The sequence below is a fragment of the Sphingomonas beigongshangi genome (assembly GCF_016820445.1).
Lineage (GTDB): Bacteria > Pseudomonadota > Alphaproteobacteria > Sphingomonadales > Sphingomonadaceae > Sphingomonas > Sphingomonas beigongshangi.
This window is the reverse complement of record NZ_JADHDT010000002.1, coordinates 214,984-229,243: the sequence shown is the minus strand read 5'-3', so window position 1 is coordinate 229,243 and position 14,260 is coordinate 214,984. Positions and strand designations below refer to the sequence as shown.

14 protein-coding genes are annotated in these 14,260 nt (G+C 68.2%); 4 read left to right on the top strand and 10 right to left on the bottom strand.

Features of this window, described 5'->3' with window-relative positions; translation table 11 throughout:
- Nucleotides 1-125 precede the first annotated feature (125 nt).
- Nucleotides 126-737, bottom strand: coding sequence for a LolA family protein (locus tag IQ292_RS04285; protein WP_203309078.1), 612 nt, complete (start codon nt 735-737; stop codon nt 126-128).
- A 172-nt stretch (nt 738-909) separates the two neighbouring features.
- Nucleotides 910-3,240 carry an FtsK/SpoIIIE family DNA translocase gene (locus IQ292_RS04280; RefSeq protein WP_203309077.1) on the bottom strand — a complete coding sequence of 777 codons (2,331 nt, stop codon included), beginning with the start codon at nt 3,238-3,240 and terminating at the stop codon, nt 910-912.
- Between the two features lie 128 nt (nt 3,241-3,368).
- Here IQ292_RS04280 and IQ292_RS04275 point away from each other — a divergent pair, with 128 nt between their 5' ends.
- Nucleotides 3,369-4,610 (top strand): UbiH/UbiF/VisC/COQ6 family ubiquinone biosynthesis hydroxylase, encoded by a 1,242-nt coding sequence (locus tag IQ292_RS04275; RefSeq protein WP_203309076.1) that lies wholly within the window; start codon nt 3,369-3,371, stop codon nt 4,608-4,610.
- Nucleotides 4,611-4,626: 16 nt separating this feature from the next.
- Here the strand turns inward: IQ292_RS04275 and IQ292_RS04270 are convergent, their stop codons facing one another.
- The 6 genes from IQ292_RS04270 to IQ292_RS04245 form a co-directional block, all read right to left on the bottom strand.
- Nucleotides 4,627-5,106: a hypothetical protein gene (locus IQ292_RS04270; RefSeq protein ID WP_203309075.1), complete on the bottom strand. Its 480-nt coding sequence runs from the start codon at nt 5,104-5,106 to the stop codon at nt 4,627-4,629.
- A gap of 87 nt (nt 5,107-5,193) precedes the next feature.
- Nucleotides 5,194-6,393: a glycerophosphodiester phosphodiesterase family protein gene (locus IQ292_RS04265; protein ID WP_203309074.1), complete on the bottom strand. Its 1,200-nt coding sequence runs from the start codon at nt 6,391-6,393 to the stop codon at nt 5,194-5,196.
- 409 nt (nt 6,394-6,802) lie between these two features.
- Nucleotides 6,803-7,006 (bottom strand): Trm112 family protein, encoded by a 204-nt coding sequence (locus tag IQ292_RS04260; RefSeq protein WP_203309073.1) that lies wholly within the window; start codon nt 7,004-7,006, stop codon nt 6,803-6,805.
- Nucleotides 7,003-7,614 (bottom strand): LON peptidase substrate-binding domain-containing protein, encoded by a 612-nt coding sequence (locus IQ292_RS04255; protein WP_203309072.1) that lies wholly within the window; start codon nt 7,612-7,614, stop codon nt 7,003-7,005. Before IQ292_RS04255 ends, IQ292_RS04260 begins: the two co-directional genes overlap by 4 nt.
- Nucleotides 7,615-7,622: 8 nt before the next feature.
- Nucleotides 7,623-8,516 (bottom strand): tetratricopeptide repeat protein, encoded by an 894-nt coding sequence (locus tag IQ292_RS04250; RefSeq protein ID WP_203309351.1) that lies wholly within the window; start codon nt 8,514-8,516, stop codon nt 7,623-7,625.
- A gap of 291 nt (nt 8,517-8,807) precedes the next feature.
- Entirely contained in the window at nt 8,808-9,302 is a 495-nt protein-coding gene (locus IQ292_RS04245) for an outer membrane protein assembly factor BamE (protein ID WP_203309071.1), read from the bottom strand.
- Between the two features lie 144 nt (nt 9,303-9,446).
- Here IQ292_RS04245 and IQ292_RS04240 point away from each other — a divergent pair, with 144 nt between their 5' ends.
- Together IQ292_RS04240 and IQ292_RS04235 are read left to right on the top strand one after the other, a co-directional pair.
- Complete coding sequence (locus IQ292_RS04240) at nt 9,447-9,965, top strand: ubiquinol-cytochrome C chaperone family protein (protein ID WP_338057584.1); 519 nt, start codon at nt 9,447-9,449, stop codon at nt 9,963-9,965.
- Complete coding sequence (locus tag IQ292_RS04235; protein WP_203309069.1) at nt 9,962-10,480, top strand: YceD family protein; 519 nt, start codon at nt 9,962-9,964, stop codon at nt 10,478-10,480. Before IQ292_RS04240 ends, IQ292_RS04235 begins: the two co-directional genes overlap by 4 nt.
- Before the next feature lie 51 nt (nt 10,481-10,531).
- Here IQ292_RS04235 and IQ292_RS04230 read toward each other — a convergent pair whose 3' ends face one another.
- Nucleotides 10,532-11,071, bottom strand: coding sequence for a SixA phosphatase family protein (locus IQ292_RS04230; protein WP_203309068.1), 540 nt, complete (start codon nt 11,069-11,071; stop codon nt 10,532-10,534).
- A 39-nt stretch (nt 11,072-11,110) separates the two neighbouring features.
- Nucleotides 11,111-13,810, bottom strand: coding sequence for a helicase C-terminal domain-containing protein (locus IQ292_RS04225; protein WP_203309067.1), 2,700 nt, complete (start codon nt 13,808-13,810; stop codon nt 11,111-11,113).
- A 109-nt stretch (nt 13,811-13,919) separates the two neighbouring features.
- Between IQ292_RS04225 and IQ292_RS04220 the strand changes: the two genes are divergently transcribed.
- Nucleotides 13,920-14,225, top strand: coding sequence for a hypothetical protein (locus IQ292_RS04220; protein ID WP_203309066.1), 306 nt, complete (start codon nt 13,920-13,922; stop codon nt 14,223-14,225).
- The last annotated feature ends 35 nt before the right edge of the window (nt 14,226-14,260 follow it).

Here is a 14,260-nt window from a genome sequence, read left to right as displayed (position 1 = left end):
CACGCAGGCGGGAAGTGGTCGTTCGGTCCGGGCAACAGGGGGAAAAATCCCGGACACCCCACATCCGCGACCCCTGTTTAGGACCGCAAACCTGTCGCTTGCATGAATGGGTCCGATAAATTCGTTCAGTTTCGCGTCGAGCTGCGCCGCGGATCGTTCCAGCGGAACGTCCCGTCGCTCACCGGCACGCCGAACTTCTGGTTCGACAGGCGGATCGTCGTCCGGTTGTTCTGGCTGTCCAGCGCGACCCAGCCCTGCAGCATCAGTCCTGCGGGGGCGGCACCGTCGCGTTGGAAGATCAGCGTGATCCTGCCATATTCGGGGTGGTTGGGATCGTTCGCCTCGATCGACACGACCTGCGGATTGCCGGTCGGCACCACTTTCGCATAGCGGGATATGTCGCGGCTGGGGTCGAGCAGCACGCCCAGCGGTGAATTCTTGATCGGCCAGCGCTGCACCTGTCGCACCGAATAATCGATGAAGGTCAGTGCCCCGCCCTCCGCGACGATGAGGATCGGCACGCCTTTCTCATATTGGAAGCGCAGCTTGCCCGGCCGCTTCAGCGTGAAGGTGCCGGTCAGCACCTTGCCGTTGCGGTCGGTCTGCGTGAAGTCCGCGGTCATCGTCGTCAGCGCCTGCAAGTGGCGCTGCACCATGGCGAGGTCGCCGGTCGACTGGGCGGCGAGGGCGACTGGCGTGGTGAGCGCGGCGGCAACGGCGAAGGCGTGGCGGATCATGCGGGTCCTGTTGGCAGAGAGGCGTTGAATAGCCGCTTAACCGGTAACGAGCGCTGTGGGTCCGTGCTGCGCGTGTCCGGCGCCGCGGTGCTCCTGTCGACGCGCCAGCGCAGGGTCGCACGCGCGGCCGATTGCCGGTCCTGCGGTTCCGCGCGTACCGGAACGTGGCCGATCAGATCGCATGCCCCTCCGCATCGCGCAGCACCTCGCGTCGGCCGACGTGGTCGGGACGGCCGACGATACCGTCCTTCTCCATCCGCTCGATCAGGCGGGCGGCGGAATTGTAGCCGATGCGCAGCTGCCGCTGCAGCCAGCTGGTCGATGCCTTCTGCGATTCGCAGACGAGCTGGATCGCCTGGCGATATTGCTGATCCTCGGCCGAATCCTCGCCGATCGGCGCACCTTCGAGCGTGTAGCTCTCCTCGGGCTCCTCGGTGACGGAGCTGATATAGTCGGGCTGACCCTGGCCGCGCCAGTGATCCGCGACCGCGCGAACCTCGTCGTCGCTGACGAATGGGCCGTGAACGCGCACGATGCCCTTGCCGCCCGGCATGTACAGCATGTCGCCGCGCCCGAGCAGCTGCTCCGCGCCCTGTTCGCCCAGAATGGTGCGCGAATCGATCTTGCTGGTGACGTGGAAGCTGATCCGCGTCGGCAGATTTGCCTTGATGACGCCGGTGATGACGTCGACGGAGGGGCGCTGCGTCGCCATGATCAGATGGATGCCCGCCGCGCGTGCCTTCTGCGCCAGGCGCTGGATCAAGAACTCCACCTCCTTGCCGGCGGTCATCATCAGGTCGGCGAGCTCGTCGACGATGACGACGATCTGGGGCAGGGGTTCGTAGTCGAGTTGCTCCTCCTCATAGACCGGCTGGCCCGTATCGGGGTGATAGCCGGTCTGGACGCGGCGGCCGAGCCGCTGGCCCTTGGCCTTGGCGGCGCGGACCTTGTCGTTGAAGCCGGCGAGGCTGCGCACGCCGACGGACGACATCTGGCGATACCGGTCCTCCATCGTCTCCACCGCCCATTTGAGGGCGCGCACCGCCTTGGCGGGATCGGTCACGACGGGGGAGAGCAGGTGCGGGATGTCGTCGTAGACGCTCAGTTCCAGCATCTTCGGATCGATCATGATCATGCGGCACTGTTCGGGGGTGAGCCGATAGAGCAACGACATGATCATGCAGTTGAGGCCGACCGACTTGCCCGAGCCGGTGGTACCGGCGACGAGCAGGTGCGGCATCGGCGCGAGATCGGCGATCACCGGATCACCGGCGATGTTCTTGCCCAGGATGATCGGCAGCTGCGCGGCCTGATCCTCGAACGTCTGGCTGCCGACCAATTCGTGCAGGCTGACCATCTCGCGCTTTGCGTTGGGCAGCTCGATGCCGATCACATTGCGACCCGGTATCACCGCGACGCGCGCCGAGACGGCGGACATGTTGCGCGCGATATCGTCGGCGAGCGCGATGACGCGACTGGCCTTGATACCCGGCGCGGGCTCCAGCTCGTACATCGTGACGACGGGCCCGGGCCGCACCTCGGTGATCGCGCCCTGCACCTTGAAATCGTCCAGCACGTTCTCGAGCAGCCGCGCATTGCGCTCCAGCGACGCCTTGTCGATGGCCGCCTTGGGCGCCGGCGGGGCGGGGGTGAGCAGATCGATCTCGGGCAGGGCGTAGCTGTGGTCGAGCGCGAGCTGCGCCTGCTTGGGTTTTGCCGTCGCCGCGGAGGGCGCCAGGTTTCGGTCGGCGATCACCGGCGCGGGACGAGGGTCGGGCGTGGCGACCGCACGGGGCTCGATAGCCTTGCGCTTGAGGTCGAGCGGTTCCTCCTCCTCGTCTTCGTCTGCATCGTCATAGGCATCGAACGGCAGGTCCGCGCCCTCCGCATCGACGCTCGCCCGGCGTCGGCGCAGGCGGAAGCGGCGATCGCCCAGCTCGATCTCCAGGCTCTTCGCCCAGATGACGACACCGGCAACCCCGAACGCCAGGCCGATACCGCGCGCAGCCCAACGCTCGGCGGCGGGATGGTTGATGAACGACAGCGCCCATTCGACGAGGCGCGACACCGACAGGCCGATCACCCCGCCCCAGCCGGCCGGTAGCGCCAGCACCGCGCTGTCGGACACGAAGGCGAGGGCGCTCGCCATCAGCGCGACGCCGATCGTCGCCCCGCGGAGCATCCGCACCCAGCGACCGACGGGCTGGTCTCGCCACAGCCGCATCGCCATCATCGGCAGTACGGGCAGCAACAGCGCGACTGCCGGGCCGAACAAGGTCAGCACCAGATCGGCGAACCAGGCGCCGGGCGGACCCGCCAGATTGGCGACGGGGCTGCCCGATGCGGTATTGAGCGCGGCGTCGCTCGCCCGATAGCTCGCCAGCGCCAGCACCGTCAGCGCGGTGGCCAGGAACAGCGCCAGCGCCGACACCAGCGCGCCGCCGCGCACCGCGCCCGCCTTCACGGTCTCACGCAACAAGCCTGGCTGCGCACGGCTCGCCATTGCCTCAAATCCTTATCACTATGCCGGAATGCCCCCTGGATTCATCGGCCCAAGCAGGGGCGACGTCAAGCAGGCGACGGTGGACCTGGCCGTTGGCACCCGTCGTTTGGACGCGTAGGAGAAGCGCCATGGACACGCCCACACAGCCATCCGCAGCGAAGGCGGACGTCATCATTCTCGGCGGCGGCCTCGTCGGTGCGACGCTCGCGCTGGCGCTCGACGCGCATGGCCTCACCAGCATCGTCGTCGATCCCGCCGATCCCGCGGTGACGCTGGCGCCCGGCTTCGACGGCCGCGCGTCCGCGATCGCGAGCGCGAGCGGGCGAATGCTCGATGCGATCGGTGTCGGCGCGGCACTGGCAGGGCAGGGCTGCGCCATTCGCCAGATCCGCGTCAGCGACGGTCTCAAGCCGGGCAAGCTCGACTTCATTCCGGACGCGACTGACGATGCGCTCGGCACGATGTACGAGAACAAGCTGCTGCGCCGTACGCTGTTCGAGGCGGCGAGCGCGGCAGCGGGGGTAAGCCTGCGCATGAAGACACGCGCGACGGAGGTGCGGCGCGAGGCGGCGGGCGTCACCGCGGTCCTGTCCGACGACAGCGTGGTCACCGCACCCCTGCTCGTCGCGGCGGAAGGGCGACAGTCGCCGACGCGGCAGGCGGCGGGGATTGCGGTCGCACGCTGGCAGTACGATCATGCCGCGATCGTGGGTGCGTTCCATCACGAGCACGATCACGAAAATATCGCCTATGAGATATTCTATCCCGCCGGGCCCTTCGCGCTCCTGCCGCTGCCCGACGACGCGATCGGACACCGCTCCGCGATCGTCTGGTCGGTGACGGCGAAGGACGGCGCGGGACTGGTCAAACTCTCCGACCGCGCTTTCCTGGCCGAGGCGGAAAAGGCCATGGGCGGCTTTCTCGGCGCGTTGTCGGATGCCAGCCCGCGCGCAAGCTATCCGCTTGGCTTCCACCATGCGGCCCGGATCACGGCGGAGCGGCTCGTATTGGTTGGCGACGCCGGGCATGGCATCCACCCGATCGCGGGGCAGGGGCTCAACCTCGGGTTCCGCGATGTCGCCACGCTGGCGGAGGTGCTCGTCGAGGGGAAGCGGCTCGGCCTCGACCTGGGCGATGCGGCGCTCCTCGACCGCTACCAGCGGTGGCGCGGGCTCGACACGTTCATGGTCGCCGCCGCGACGGATGGTCTTACCCGCCTGTTCGGTATCCCGGGCAGGGCCGCGAGTGCGGTCCGTCGCTTCGGCATCAGCGCCGTCGACCGGCTGCCGCCGCTCAAGGACCGTTTCATGGCGGAAGCTCGGGGCGAATCGGGCGACTTGCCGAAGCTGCTGCAAGGCCTGATGATCTAGACGCGGTCGATCGTCGTCATCGCTCTTGCGGGCTTGCCGCCGCCGGTGGTGGGGCGATCGGCACCCGGAGCGACATCTCGCCGTCGGGCGGTTGATCGATCGTCATCGTGCCGAGCGGTTTAAGGCCGTGGCTGGTCAGGAACCGCTCCATGTTGCCGTGATACGGCGTTTCCGCCGCCTGCCACGTCCTGGAAACATTGGCGGGGCCGAAGGTCGCCTGAAAGGTGCACTCGGGTCCGCAGACGATCCGCCCGTTGTACAGCATCGGAAAAGCCTTGGTGGTCGCGTCCGCCAGCTGGCGAGGCCCGGGAAGGGGCAGGGGATGGTCACCGTCGGGGAGAGGCGGCGAGGCCGGCGGTACACCGCGCGCGTCCGACGGGGGCGGGGTGTCGACCACCTCGACGCTGGCCGAACGCCTTTCCGACGACCGTGGCCAGCGCAGGCATGCGATCGTCACGACGGCGCATGCCAGCAGGATCGCCAAAACCATCGTCATCCTTCGACCTTTCGGCACGCTATCCCCCATGAGCCATTGGGCGGGATGGAAGCCGGGCAGGTGGACCGACCCGGCTCCCTCCGATCGTCAGTTGGTGATGACGCTCTCGTTGCGCCGGCCGGCAAAGAACAGTTGCTCCTTCGCGGTCAGGGGGTCGTCGGTGATGATGTAGCTGAACGACTGATTGCCGACGTGCATCTGCCAGTCCAGGCTTTCCCGATTGTCCGCCGTCTCCTGCCCGAAGCCCTTGCTCGACGTCCACAGCCAGAATTGCGGCCCCGTGCAGCAATGACCGTCCAGCGCGTAATACATCTTGTTCGTGGTTTCCGGCACGGGCTGGTAAGAACCGAGGACCTTCACCGGCCCCGGCCGCGTCCGCCACGCCATATAGGTATTGAGGATGTTGTTGAGCGGGTAGCGCAGGGAGGAGTCATATTGCTTCAGCAGCAGTTCGGTCGCGTAGACATACGGCTTGTTGTAGTAGCTCTGCCAGTTCGACAGGCTCGACGCGGGGCCGTTGCTCGCGTCGATATGCGCGGGCGTGAACACCGGAATGAGCCGGAAGCGCGACAGTTCGTTCGTCGGGACGATCAGCTGCGACTCGAACATCCAGGGTGCCTCGCCCAGCGCGCCGGTCTGCATCTTGAAATAGACCCAGCGTTCCGCGGGTGTTCCCCAGGCATTGGTGTAGCGCTTGACGATCGACCAAGCGGCCCGCGCCGTCGTGGCGTCCCGGATGTCGAGGAAGAGCACCATCGAGATCTTATTGTCCTTCATCGCCTGAAGCATCTGGTCGAGCGTCTCGACATAGCTCGACTGGGTGACGGCGCCGTTCAGATCGGGCCGCCGCAGTCGGATGTTCGTGACGGTCCCCGGATAGGAATCGACCGCGGGATTGCTGCCCCGCCCCGAATAGGGGTCGTAAACACCGAAGGGCGACGAATAGGATTCCATCGTCAGCCGGCCGAGGTTGGAATCGTGCATCAATACGACCCTTCCCGACTGGTCGAGGCGGATATCCAGCTCCGAGCATTCGATGCCGCGGGATGCCGCCAGCTTCACCGCGGCGAACGTGTTCTCCGCATAATCCTGCATCCAGCTGTCCGAATTGCGGCCCGTGATGGTCCCATGAAGACCGCGATGTGCGCAGACGATCGTCATGTCGTTACGCGCGTTGAGCAGCAGATTGCCAATCTTGTCCGTATTGTAATATTGCGCATTGGCCGCCGTGCCTGTCACGAGCAGCGTCACCAGCGCCATCAATATTCTGACTATGATCTTTGGCATGACTATAACCCTCCCGAATCTATGGTTGATTTCCGGATCAGGGATTGTGCCTTGCACAGACCGACGTCGGGCGTTGAGGCCGTGAACATCCACCAAGACATTGCAAGACGCGCACAATCTCACGCAAGGGCGTTGACGATGCATTCGTCGGCAGACCAAGTATCGATATGGCGCCTCCGTCCAACCGGTTGGTGACGAATGGAATACGTTTCAGGAAAATAAATCGGATTCCCGAAGCCCTCGGAACCCTGCGCAGAATGATTCTGACTAGCGTATCAAATATTTTGACAAGCGAAATCAGGCCGATGGCTAGTAATAGTCATCAGCGCCGCGGGACTGGGAAATACTAGTCGCGTTGTCGCGTTTTTCCGATGCGCCGCTAGGCGCCATCGGCCCATTCCGTCGTCTCTCAGTCGGGCGTCACCGCCGAGTCGCCGATCGGCCGCGCCTCTTCTGGCAGCATCACCGGCACGCCGTCGCGAATCGGGTAGGCGAGACCCGCCGCAGCGCTGACCAGTTCCCGGCGCTGGGCATCGTAGCGCAAGGGCTGGCGCGTCACCGGACAGACGAGCTTGTCGAGCAGCCAGGGATCGAGAGCCGCCGCTTCGGTCATTGCAGCGTCACCCGGTCCTCGCCGTCGTGGCGCCCGAAGAATTGCATCAATTGGATGATCAGCTCGGCGCGCTGTTCCAGATCCGGCGCCTCGAGCAACGCCTGCTTGGCGGCGGCGTCGAAGGGGGCGATCTGGGCGATGCCGTTGACGAGGCTCTGGTCGTCAAGCCGCGCGACGCCGTCCCAGTCGACGGCATAGCCCTGCAGGTCGGCGAAGCGACGCGACTCGCTCTCCAGGGCGGCGCGGCGACCCAGAGACAACAGGTCGTCCTGTGCGACCGGCAGGATCTCCGCCTCGACCTGGCGGAATGGCGTCGTGACATCGAGTTCGCGCAGCGGTCGGAACAACGCGACGCCCTCCAGCACCAGATTGTAGCGCCCGTCGTCAAGCGCCTCGACCTCGGCGATCCGCCCGACGCAACCCAGGCCGTATAGCGCCGGTCGATCGCCGTCGCCGTTGGGCTGGATCATGCCGATGCGCCGATCGCGCGCCATCGCGTCCGACACCATCGCACGGTAGCGCGGCTCGAAGATGTGCAGCGGCAGGTGCATGCCAGGGAACAGCAGCGCGCCCGGCAGGGGAAAGATCGAGAGGCGGGTGGCGGGCATGGCGTGCCTCAGCCGAAGAGGATCGCCGACAGGCGCCGGCGCTGCGTCGAGACCCATGGGTCCATCATGCCGACCACTTCGAACAGCTTGAGCAATTGCTGACGCGCCGCGCCGTCGTGCCATTCGCGATCGGCGGCGACGATATGGAGCAGATTGTCCGCCGCGCCGTCACGATCGCCAGCCGCCATCTGCGCATTGGCGAGCGCGAACCGGCGCTCGTGGTCGTCCGGGTTTGCCGCGACCTCGGCCTGCAGGCCCGCGAAATCGTCGGCCGGCGGCGCGGACTGCGCGAGCGCGAGCGCCGCCCTGGCCCGGTCGATGCCCGGATCCTTGATCTCCGCCGGCAATGCGTCGATCGCCGCCTGGGCCGCCTCTGTCTGTCCCAGCGCGACGAGCGCACGAATGCGACCCGACAGCACCGCCGGGTGATCGGGCGCCATGTCGGCGATCTGGTCGAAGATGGACAAGGCGCGCTCTGCGTCGCCGCCGGCCAGCACGTCCTCGCCCATCGCGATCAGCGGCTCGATCTCCGCCGCGGCATCCGCCGCCTCCGACTGGATCGGCAATTGCTTGAGCAACTGGTCGAGGATCACGCGCAGCTGCGACTCGGTGCGCGCGCTGGTCAGGTCCGCGACCAGCTGCCCCTGGAACATCGCATAGACGGTGGGAATGGAGCGAATCTGGAATTGGCTGGCGATGAACTGGTTCTTGTCGGTGTCGACCTTGGCGAGCACCACGCCCTTGTCCGCATAGGCGGCGGCGACCTTTTCCAGCACCGGCGCGAGCGCCTTGCATGGCCCGCACCATTCTGCCCAGAAATCCAGGATCACCAGCTTGGTCATCGACGGTTCGACGACGTCGCGGCGGAACTCCTCGACGGCGGTCTTCTCGGCGGGGGACATGCCTAGGGTGGCCAAGGTTTACGCTCCTGTTCGTGATCCGCGCCCATGTGGGGCGGCGGATCGCGAAGGTCAAACCGCGGCCCGTCTTTGAGCCGGCGATCGCATCACGCGACAATCGCGCGCCAGGATCAGAACCAATTGGCGCGACCGGCGTTCTGAGTACCTGATCCCACCCCTTTCGGGATCAGTGCCGTTTCCAAGCGCGGCACGGCCGCGCCGATGCGTAGCAGGCGGCGCGGCCAACGCGCGGGGGACAGACTAGGCGGCGGATGCGTGTGGGCCAATGCCCGATCAGGGGCCGGTCCGACCCCCACCACCGCCGCCGGGACCACCCGCGCCGGTTCCGGCAGCACCCACCGTGCCGATATTGCCGAACAGATCCTCGAAGAAGCCGCGCTTGCGCCCCAGCGTCGGCGTCGTCTTGCCATAGGGGCTGATGCTCGCGACCTCGTCGACGCCGGTCCGCGTGATAGACGTCACCGTGCCGGCCTGGTCGAAGCTGATCTTCAGCGCGATCTGGTCGCGCGCCTTCGGCGTCTGGAAATTCAGGTTCCGGCTGTCGCGTGCGACATAATACCAGTCGTTCGGCGGGAACTGGCTCGCGATCGTCGGCCGGCCGAGGGTGGCGGCGACCGACTGGCGGTTGTCGACGCCGGGCTGGATCGCGTTCACGAGGTCGACGTCGATGATATAGCCCTGGTGCGAACGCAGCGGGACGCACGCGCCGGTCATCAGGGTCAGCCCGAGGCCCGCGACCAGGCACGAACGGGCAAAGGATACGCTCATCACATTCTCCAGCGGCGGCAACGGCCGGCAGCGGCAAGGCCGATTGCATCGCCCGCCGATCGCCTCGATATGCGAGGAACGAAGAGGCATCAAGCACGGGGTTGCGGCAAGGCTTGCCGGCGCCAGGCGGAAGAGGGTGACGGCGTGGGATTGTGGACAAGATTGTTCGGCCGCTCGCGGAACGAGGCGCTGCCGCTCTACAATGCGATCGTGGCGCGCGGGCGCGCCGACCATTGGTATCTGGCGGGGGGCGTGCCCGATACGCTCGACGGCCGGTTCGACATGATCGCCACCGTCCTCGCGGTGGTCCTGCTCCGGCTGGAGGAAGAAGCGCAGGCACCAGAGGTCGCGACGCCGCTTTCGGTGCAACTGACCGAGCGCTTCGTTGACGACATGGACGCGCAATTGCGCCAGATCGGTATCGGCGACCTCGTCGTCGGCAAGCAGATGGGCAAGATGATGAGCCTGCTCGGCGGCCGCCTCGGCGCCTATCGGGACGGTTTCGTGGCCAGCGACCTCGGCCCGGCGCTGGTCCGCAACCTGTATCGCGGCGCGGCGCCGGGTGATGATGCGCTCGCCCATGTGGCGCAGGCGCTGAGCGATTTCAGGGCCCGCCTGGCCGCCACGCCCCTCGACCACCTCGCCGCCGGAGACCTGCCGTGACCCCCGAATTCAGTCGCCCCGAGCGGATCGACACGATCGGCGACCGCGATCGCGACGTCGCGATCGCGGCCAACGAGACCGAGCGCGCGGCATTGGCCGAGCGTTTCGGCCTCATCGCCATCGAGGGGCTGGAAGCACGCTTTGCAATCCGGCGCGAGGCGGCCGGCATCGCCGCACGCGGCCGCGTCACGGCGCGCGTTATCCAGGCCTGTTCGGTGACGGGCGATCCGATCCCGGCGAACGTCGACGAGCCCGTCGCCCTGCTGTTCGTCACCGCGCTGGGCGAGGGCGAAGAGGTGGAGCTCGATGCCGGCGACCTCGACACGGTCGAATATGACGGTGGCGCGGTGGATCTGGGCGAAGCGGCGGCGGAGACGATGGCGCTGGCGCTTGATCCCTTTCCACGCAGCCCGGGCGCGGAGGCGGCGCTGCGCGCGGCCGGCGTGATCAGCGAGGAAGAGGCCGGCCCGTTCGGTGCGCTCTCGGGACTGAAAGCGCAGCTGGAGAAGAAATAGCGGTGCCACCCCTTGCCAGCCCGTCGAACGCCGCGGCGGCGAGATGAGGGGCTATCGTTCGTCCGGCCCCAGCGTCGGATCGAGGTCGCGCGGGCGGACGAACCGTGTCAGCGTCCCGCAGCCGTCGGCGACGTCCGCCCAATGGTCGACCGGGAAGGTCATTTCTGCAAGGGTCGCGGTCGGATATTTGGCCTCGACCGCGCCGCGCAGCGCGCCTGCATCCTCCGGCACCAGCATCAGCACCAGATCCTCCAGCCCCGGATTGTGCCCCACCAGCAGCACGCGCGCCGCCCCGTCGTCGAAACCGTGCACGACGTCGAGCAACGTCGCCGCCGAGGCGAGATAGACGCGCCGATCCCATTCGGGCGCAAGCTTGCGCCCATAGCCCGCCTCGATCGCATCCAGCGTCTCGCCCACCCGGATGGCGGGAGAGGCGACGATATGGTCGAAGGCGAAGCCCGCGTCGCGCATGTGGCGGCCCATCACCTCCGCCGCGCGCCGTCCCTTGGCATTCAGCGGTCGGTCGAAATCACGCGCCACGGGATCGTCCCAGCCCGACTTGGCGTGGCGCAGCAGCGTCAGCGTCTTCATCGCGCGTCTCCCGTCGGCCAGGGGCTGATCCCCCCGGGCTCAGCCGTCATGCGCGGCCTCATGCCCCATGATCGAAGGCAAGGAAAGCCGGGATGCGACCCGCGCGACCGCCTCGTCCAACGTCACCCGGCTGATGGCGACGCCCGGCGGAAAGGCGGTCAGCAACCGCGACGGGCAGGCGGCAGACAGCATGACGAAGGCGCCGCGGTCGTCGGCGCGCCGGATCAGCCGACCGAACGCCTGGGCGAGGCGCGCCCGCACGATCCGGTCGTCATAGGCGCTGCCGCCGCCGGCCAGCCGTCGCGCGGCATGCAGCACGCTCGGCTTGGGCCAGGGCACGCCCTCCATGACGACGAGGCGCAGCGACCGGCCTGGCACGTCGACGCCATCGCGCAGCGCATCGGTGCCGAGCAGCGAGGCGGCGGGATCGTCGCGAAAGATGTCGACCAACGTTCCGGTGTCGATCGGATCGACGTGCTGCGCATGGAGCGGCAGCCCCTCGCGCGCCAGTCGGTCCGCGATGCGTGCATGCACCCCGCGCAGACGGCGGATCGCGGTGAACAGGCCCAGCGTGCCGCCACCCGCCGCGACGATCAGTCGCGCATAGGCGTTGGCAAGTGCCGGCAGGTCGCCGCGCTTGACGTCGGTGACGATCAGCACCTCCGCCTGGTTGGGATAGTCGAAGGGACTTGCCGCCTCGAATCGCGCCGGCGCGCGGGCGAGATGCGGCGCGCCGACCCTGGCTTCCGCCGTCGTCCAGTCGCCGCCGCCCGTCAGCGTCGCGGAGGTGACGAGCGCGCCGTGCGCGGGCTCCAGCACGACTTTCGCGAAGGGCCGCGTCGGGTCGAGCCAGTGGCGGTGCAGCCCCATGTCGTATTCGCGCCCCTCGATACGGTCGACCGCGAGCCAGTCGACGAAATCCGGGTCGACGGGACCGCCGACGCGCGCGAGCAGCGCCAGCCAGCCGGCCACCGTCTCGGCGCGCCATCCGATCGACGCGATCGCGCCCTCGATCCGCGCGCGGGCCGGCGCGTCCATCCAGTCGGGCGCCTCCGCCAGCACCGCCTCCAGCCGCTTGCCAAGCGTGACGAGCGGACGGACCAGCGCGTCGAGCGCGGCGGCGGCGGGCGCGGCCGCCTCGATCAGTTCGGGGGTCGGCTCCGCGATCTCGGTCTCCAGCCCGTATCCGGCGTCGCCCGGCTGCTCGGCGCGGGCATAGGTCAGGCCGCGTACCGCGGCGAGCAGGCGCTCGATCGGTCCGAACGGCGCACCTTCCGCGATCCGCCCGAGCCAGCCGTCGCTGGCGAGATGCCGCGCCGCATCGACCGCATCCTGGATCGCCAGACCACCTTGCTCGTCATAGCTCGCGACGTCGGACAGCCGTGCCTGCAGGCCGCGCCGACGGCCGCGTCCGCCGCTTTCCGGACCGAGGATCCAGCGCCTGAGTTCGATCGTCTCCTGCCCGGTCAGCGCGGCCGCGAACATCGAGTCGGCGGCGTCGAACAGGTGATGCCCCTCGTCGAAGACGTAGCGGGTCGGCCGTGTCGCGGTCTCTCGCCCGCGCGCGGCATTGACCATCACCAGCGCGTGATTGGCGATGACCAGATCGGCATCGGCGGAGGCGCGCGCCGCATGCTCGATGAAGCATTTGCGATAATGCGGACAGCCCGCATAGACGCATTCCCCGCGCCGGTCGGTCAGCGCGGCCGGGCCGTTGCGCCGGAACAGCGTCGGCAGCCAGCCCGGCAGATCGCCGCCGACCATGTCGCCGTCCGCGCTATAGGCGGCCCAGCGCGCGACGAGCTGCGCCAGCACGGCGGCCCGTCCCGCGAAACCGCCCTGTAACGCGTCTTCGAGGTTAAGCAGACACAGGTAATTCTCGCGCCCCTTGCGCGTCACCACCTTTGCCTTGCGCGTCGCGGCGTCGGGAAACAGCCGTACCGTTTCCTGCGCCAACTGGCGCTGCAGCGCCTTGGTATAGGTGGACAGCCACACCGCGCCGCCCGCGCGTTCCGCCCATAGCGAGGCGGGCGCGAGATAGCCCAGGGTCTTGCCGATCCCGGTCCCGGCCTCGGCGAGGACGAGGTTTGGCGCATCGCGTATGGCACGCGGCGCGAAGGCCGCGCTGGCGGCGGCGGCGAAGGCGCGCTGACCCGGGCGTTCCTCCGCGCCATGGCCCGTCAGGTCGACCAGCCGCGCCTCGGCCTCGACGGTGGGAATGGAGACGGAGCGCGGGGCGGGGCGGGGGGCGCCCTCTTCCCATTCGGGCAGCGCGCCGAACAGCCAGCGCTCATGCTCCTTGGGCTTGGCGATCAACGGGGCGAGCGCGGGCGCCCATGGCCAGCGCAGCCTCGTCAGCGCCTGTACCGCGCTCCAGGCGCCTTCGCGTTCCGGCCATTCGCCCGCGGGGACCGCGAGCAGCGCCGCCGCCGCCTCGCGCAGGAAGGCGGCGACATCCTCGTCGCCGTCGGGCGGCGACAGGTCGACCGCGCGCGCCAGTCCCTTCGGGGTAGGCACGGCGAAGCGCGCCGGATGCAGGAAGGCGAACAGCTCGAGCAGGTCGAGCCCCGACAGCTCCGCATAGCCCAGCCTTTGTCCGACGAGAGGCGCGTTCAGCAGGATCACCGGCGTGTCCGCGGCGATACCGATCGCCTCGCCGCGCGACAGCGCGCGCGTCCCCTCCGCGGTCGCGAGCCAGATGCCGCCGTGGCTGGCGTGGAGGGCGGGATAGGGGAGCACGCGCTGGCATGCCTTAACCAGCTGGAACACATTGGCAACCAGCCTGCGTTGAAACCCGTCGGCCCGTCGCTCGTTCGGCACGCACCATCGGTCGGAGGAGGACCTTTTCATGCGTAAGATGTTGCTCGCGCTCAGCGCGGTTTCGCTCACCCTGCCGGCCAGCCTCGTGCTGCCGACCAGCGCCGCGCAGGCGCGCCATCACCATCGCCATTACGAGCGCGGCTATCATCACGTCCGCCGCTGCAGCTATTCGGGCGGCACCACGGGCCTGGTCGCGGGCGGCGTCGGCGGTGCGCTGGTCGGCAATTCCGTGCTCGGCCATGGCGCACTCGGCACGATCGCAGGCGGCGTCGGCGGCGCCCTGGCCGGCCGCGCGATCGACCGCTCGATCACTGCGCATCGCCGCTGCCGCTGAGCGGCTGAAAACTCCGGCGTTGCCGTGACCGCGTC

Excerpts from the sequence above, each read along its gene's own strand:
- IQ292_RS04280 (WP_203309077.1), bottom strand. The coding sequence starts at position 3,240 with ATGGCGAGCCGTGCGCAGCCAGGCTTGTTGCGTGAGACCGTGAAGGCG.
- IQ292_RS04245 (WP_203309071.1), bottom strand. The coding sequence starts at position 9,302 with ATGAGCGTATCCTTTGCCCGTTCGTGCCTGGTCGCGGGCCTCGGGCTG.
- IQ292_RS04285 (WP_203309078.1), bottom strand. The coding sequence starts at position 737 with ATGATCCGCCACGCCTTCGCCGTTGCCGCCGCGCTCACCACGCCAGTC.
- IQ292_RS04275 (WP_203309076.1), top strand. The coding sequence starts at position 3,369 with ATGGACACGCCCACACAGCCATCCGCAGCGAAGGCGGACGTCATCATT.
- IQ292_RS04270 (WP_203309075.1), bottom strand. The coding sequence starts at position 5,106 with ATGACGATGGTTTTGGCGATCCTGCTGGCATGCGCCGTCGTGACGATC.
- IQ292_RS04260 (WP_203309073.1), bottom strand. The coding sequence starts at position 7,006 with ATGACCGAAGCGGCGGCTCTCGATCCCTGGCTGCTCGACAAGCTCGTC.
- IQ292_RS04230 (WP_203309068.1), bottom strand. The coding sequence starts at position 11,071 with ATGAAGACGCTGACGCTGCTGCGCCACGCCAAGTCGGGCTGGGACGAT.
- IQ292_RS04220 (WP_203309066.1), top strand. The coding sequence starts at position 13,920 with ATGCGTAAGATGTTGCTCGCGCTCAGCGCGGTTTCGCTCACCCTGCCG.
- IQ292_RS04250 (WP_203309351.1), bottom strand. The coding sequence starts at position 8,516 with ATGTCCCCCGCCGAGAAGACCGCCGTCGAGGAGTTCCGCCGCGACGTC.
- IQ292_RS04255 (WP_203309072.1), bottom strand. The coding sequence starts at position 7,614 with ATGCCCGCCACCCGCCTCTCGATCTTTCCCCTGCCGGGCGCGCTGCTG.
- IQ292_RS04265 (WP_203309074.1), bottom strand. The coding sequence starts at position 6,393 with ATGCCAAAGATCATAGTCAGAATATTGATGGCGCTGGTGACGCTGCTC.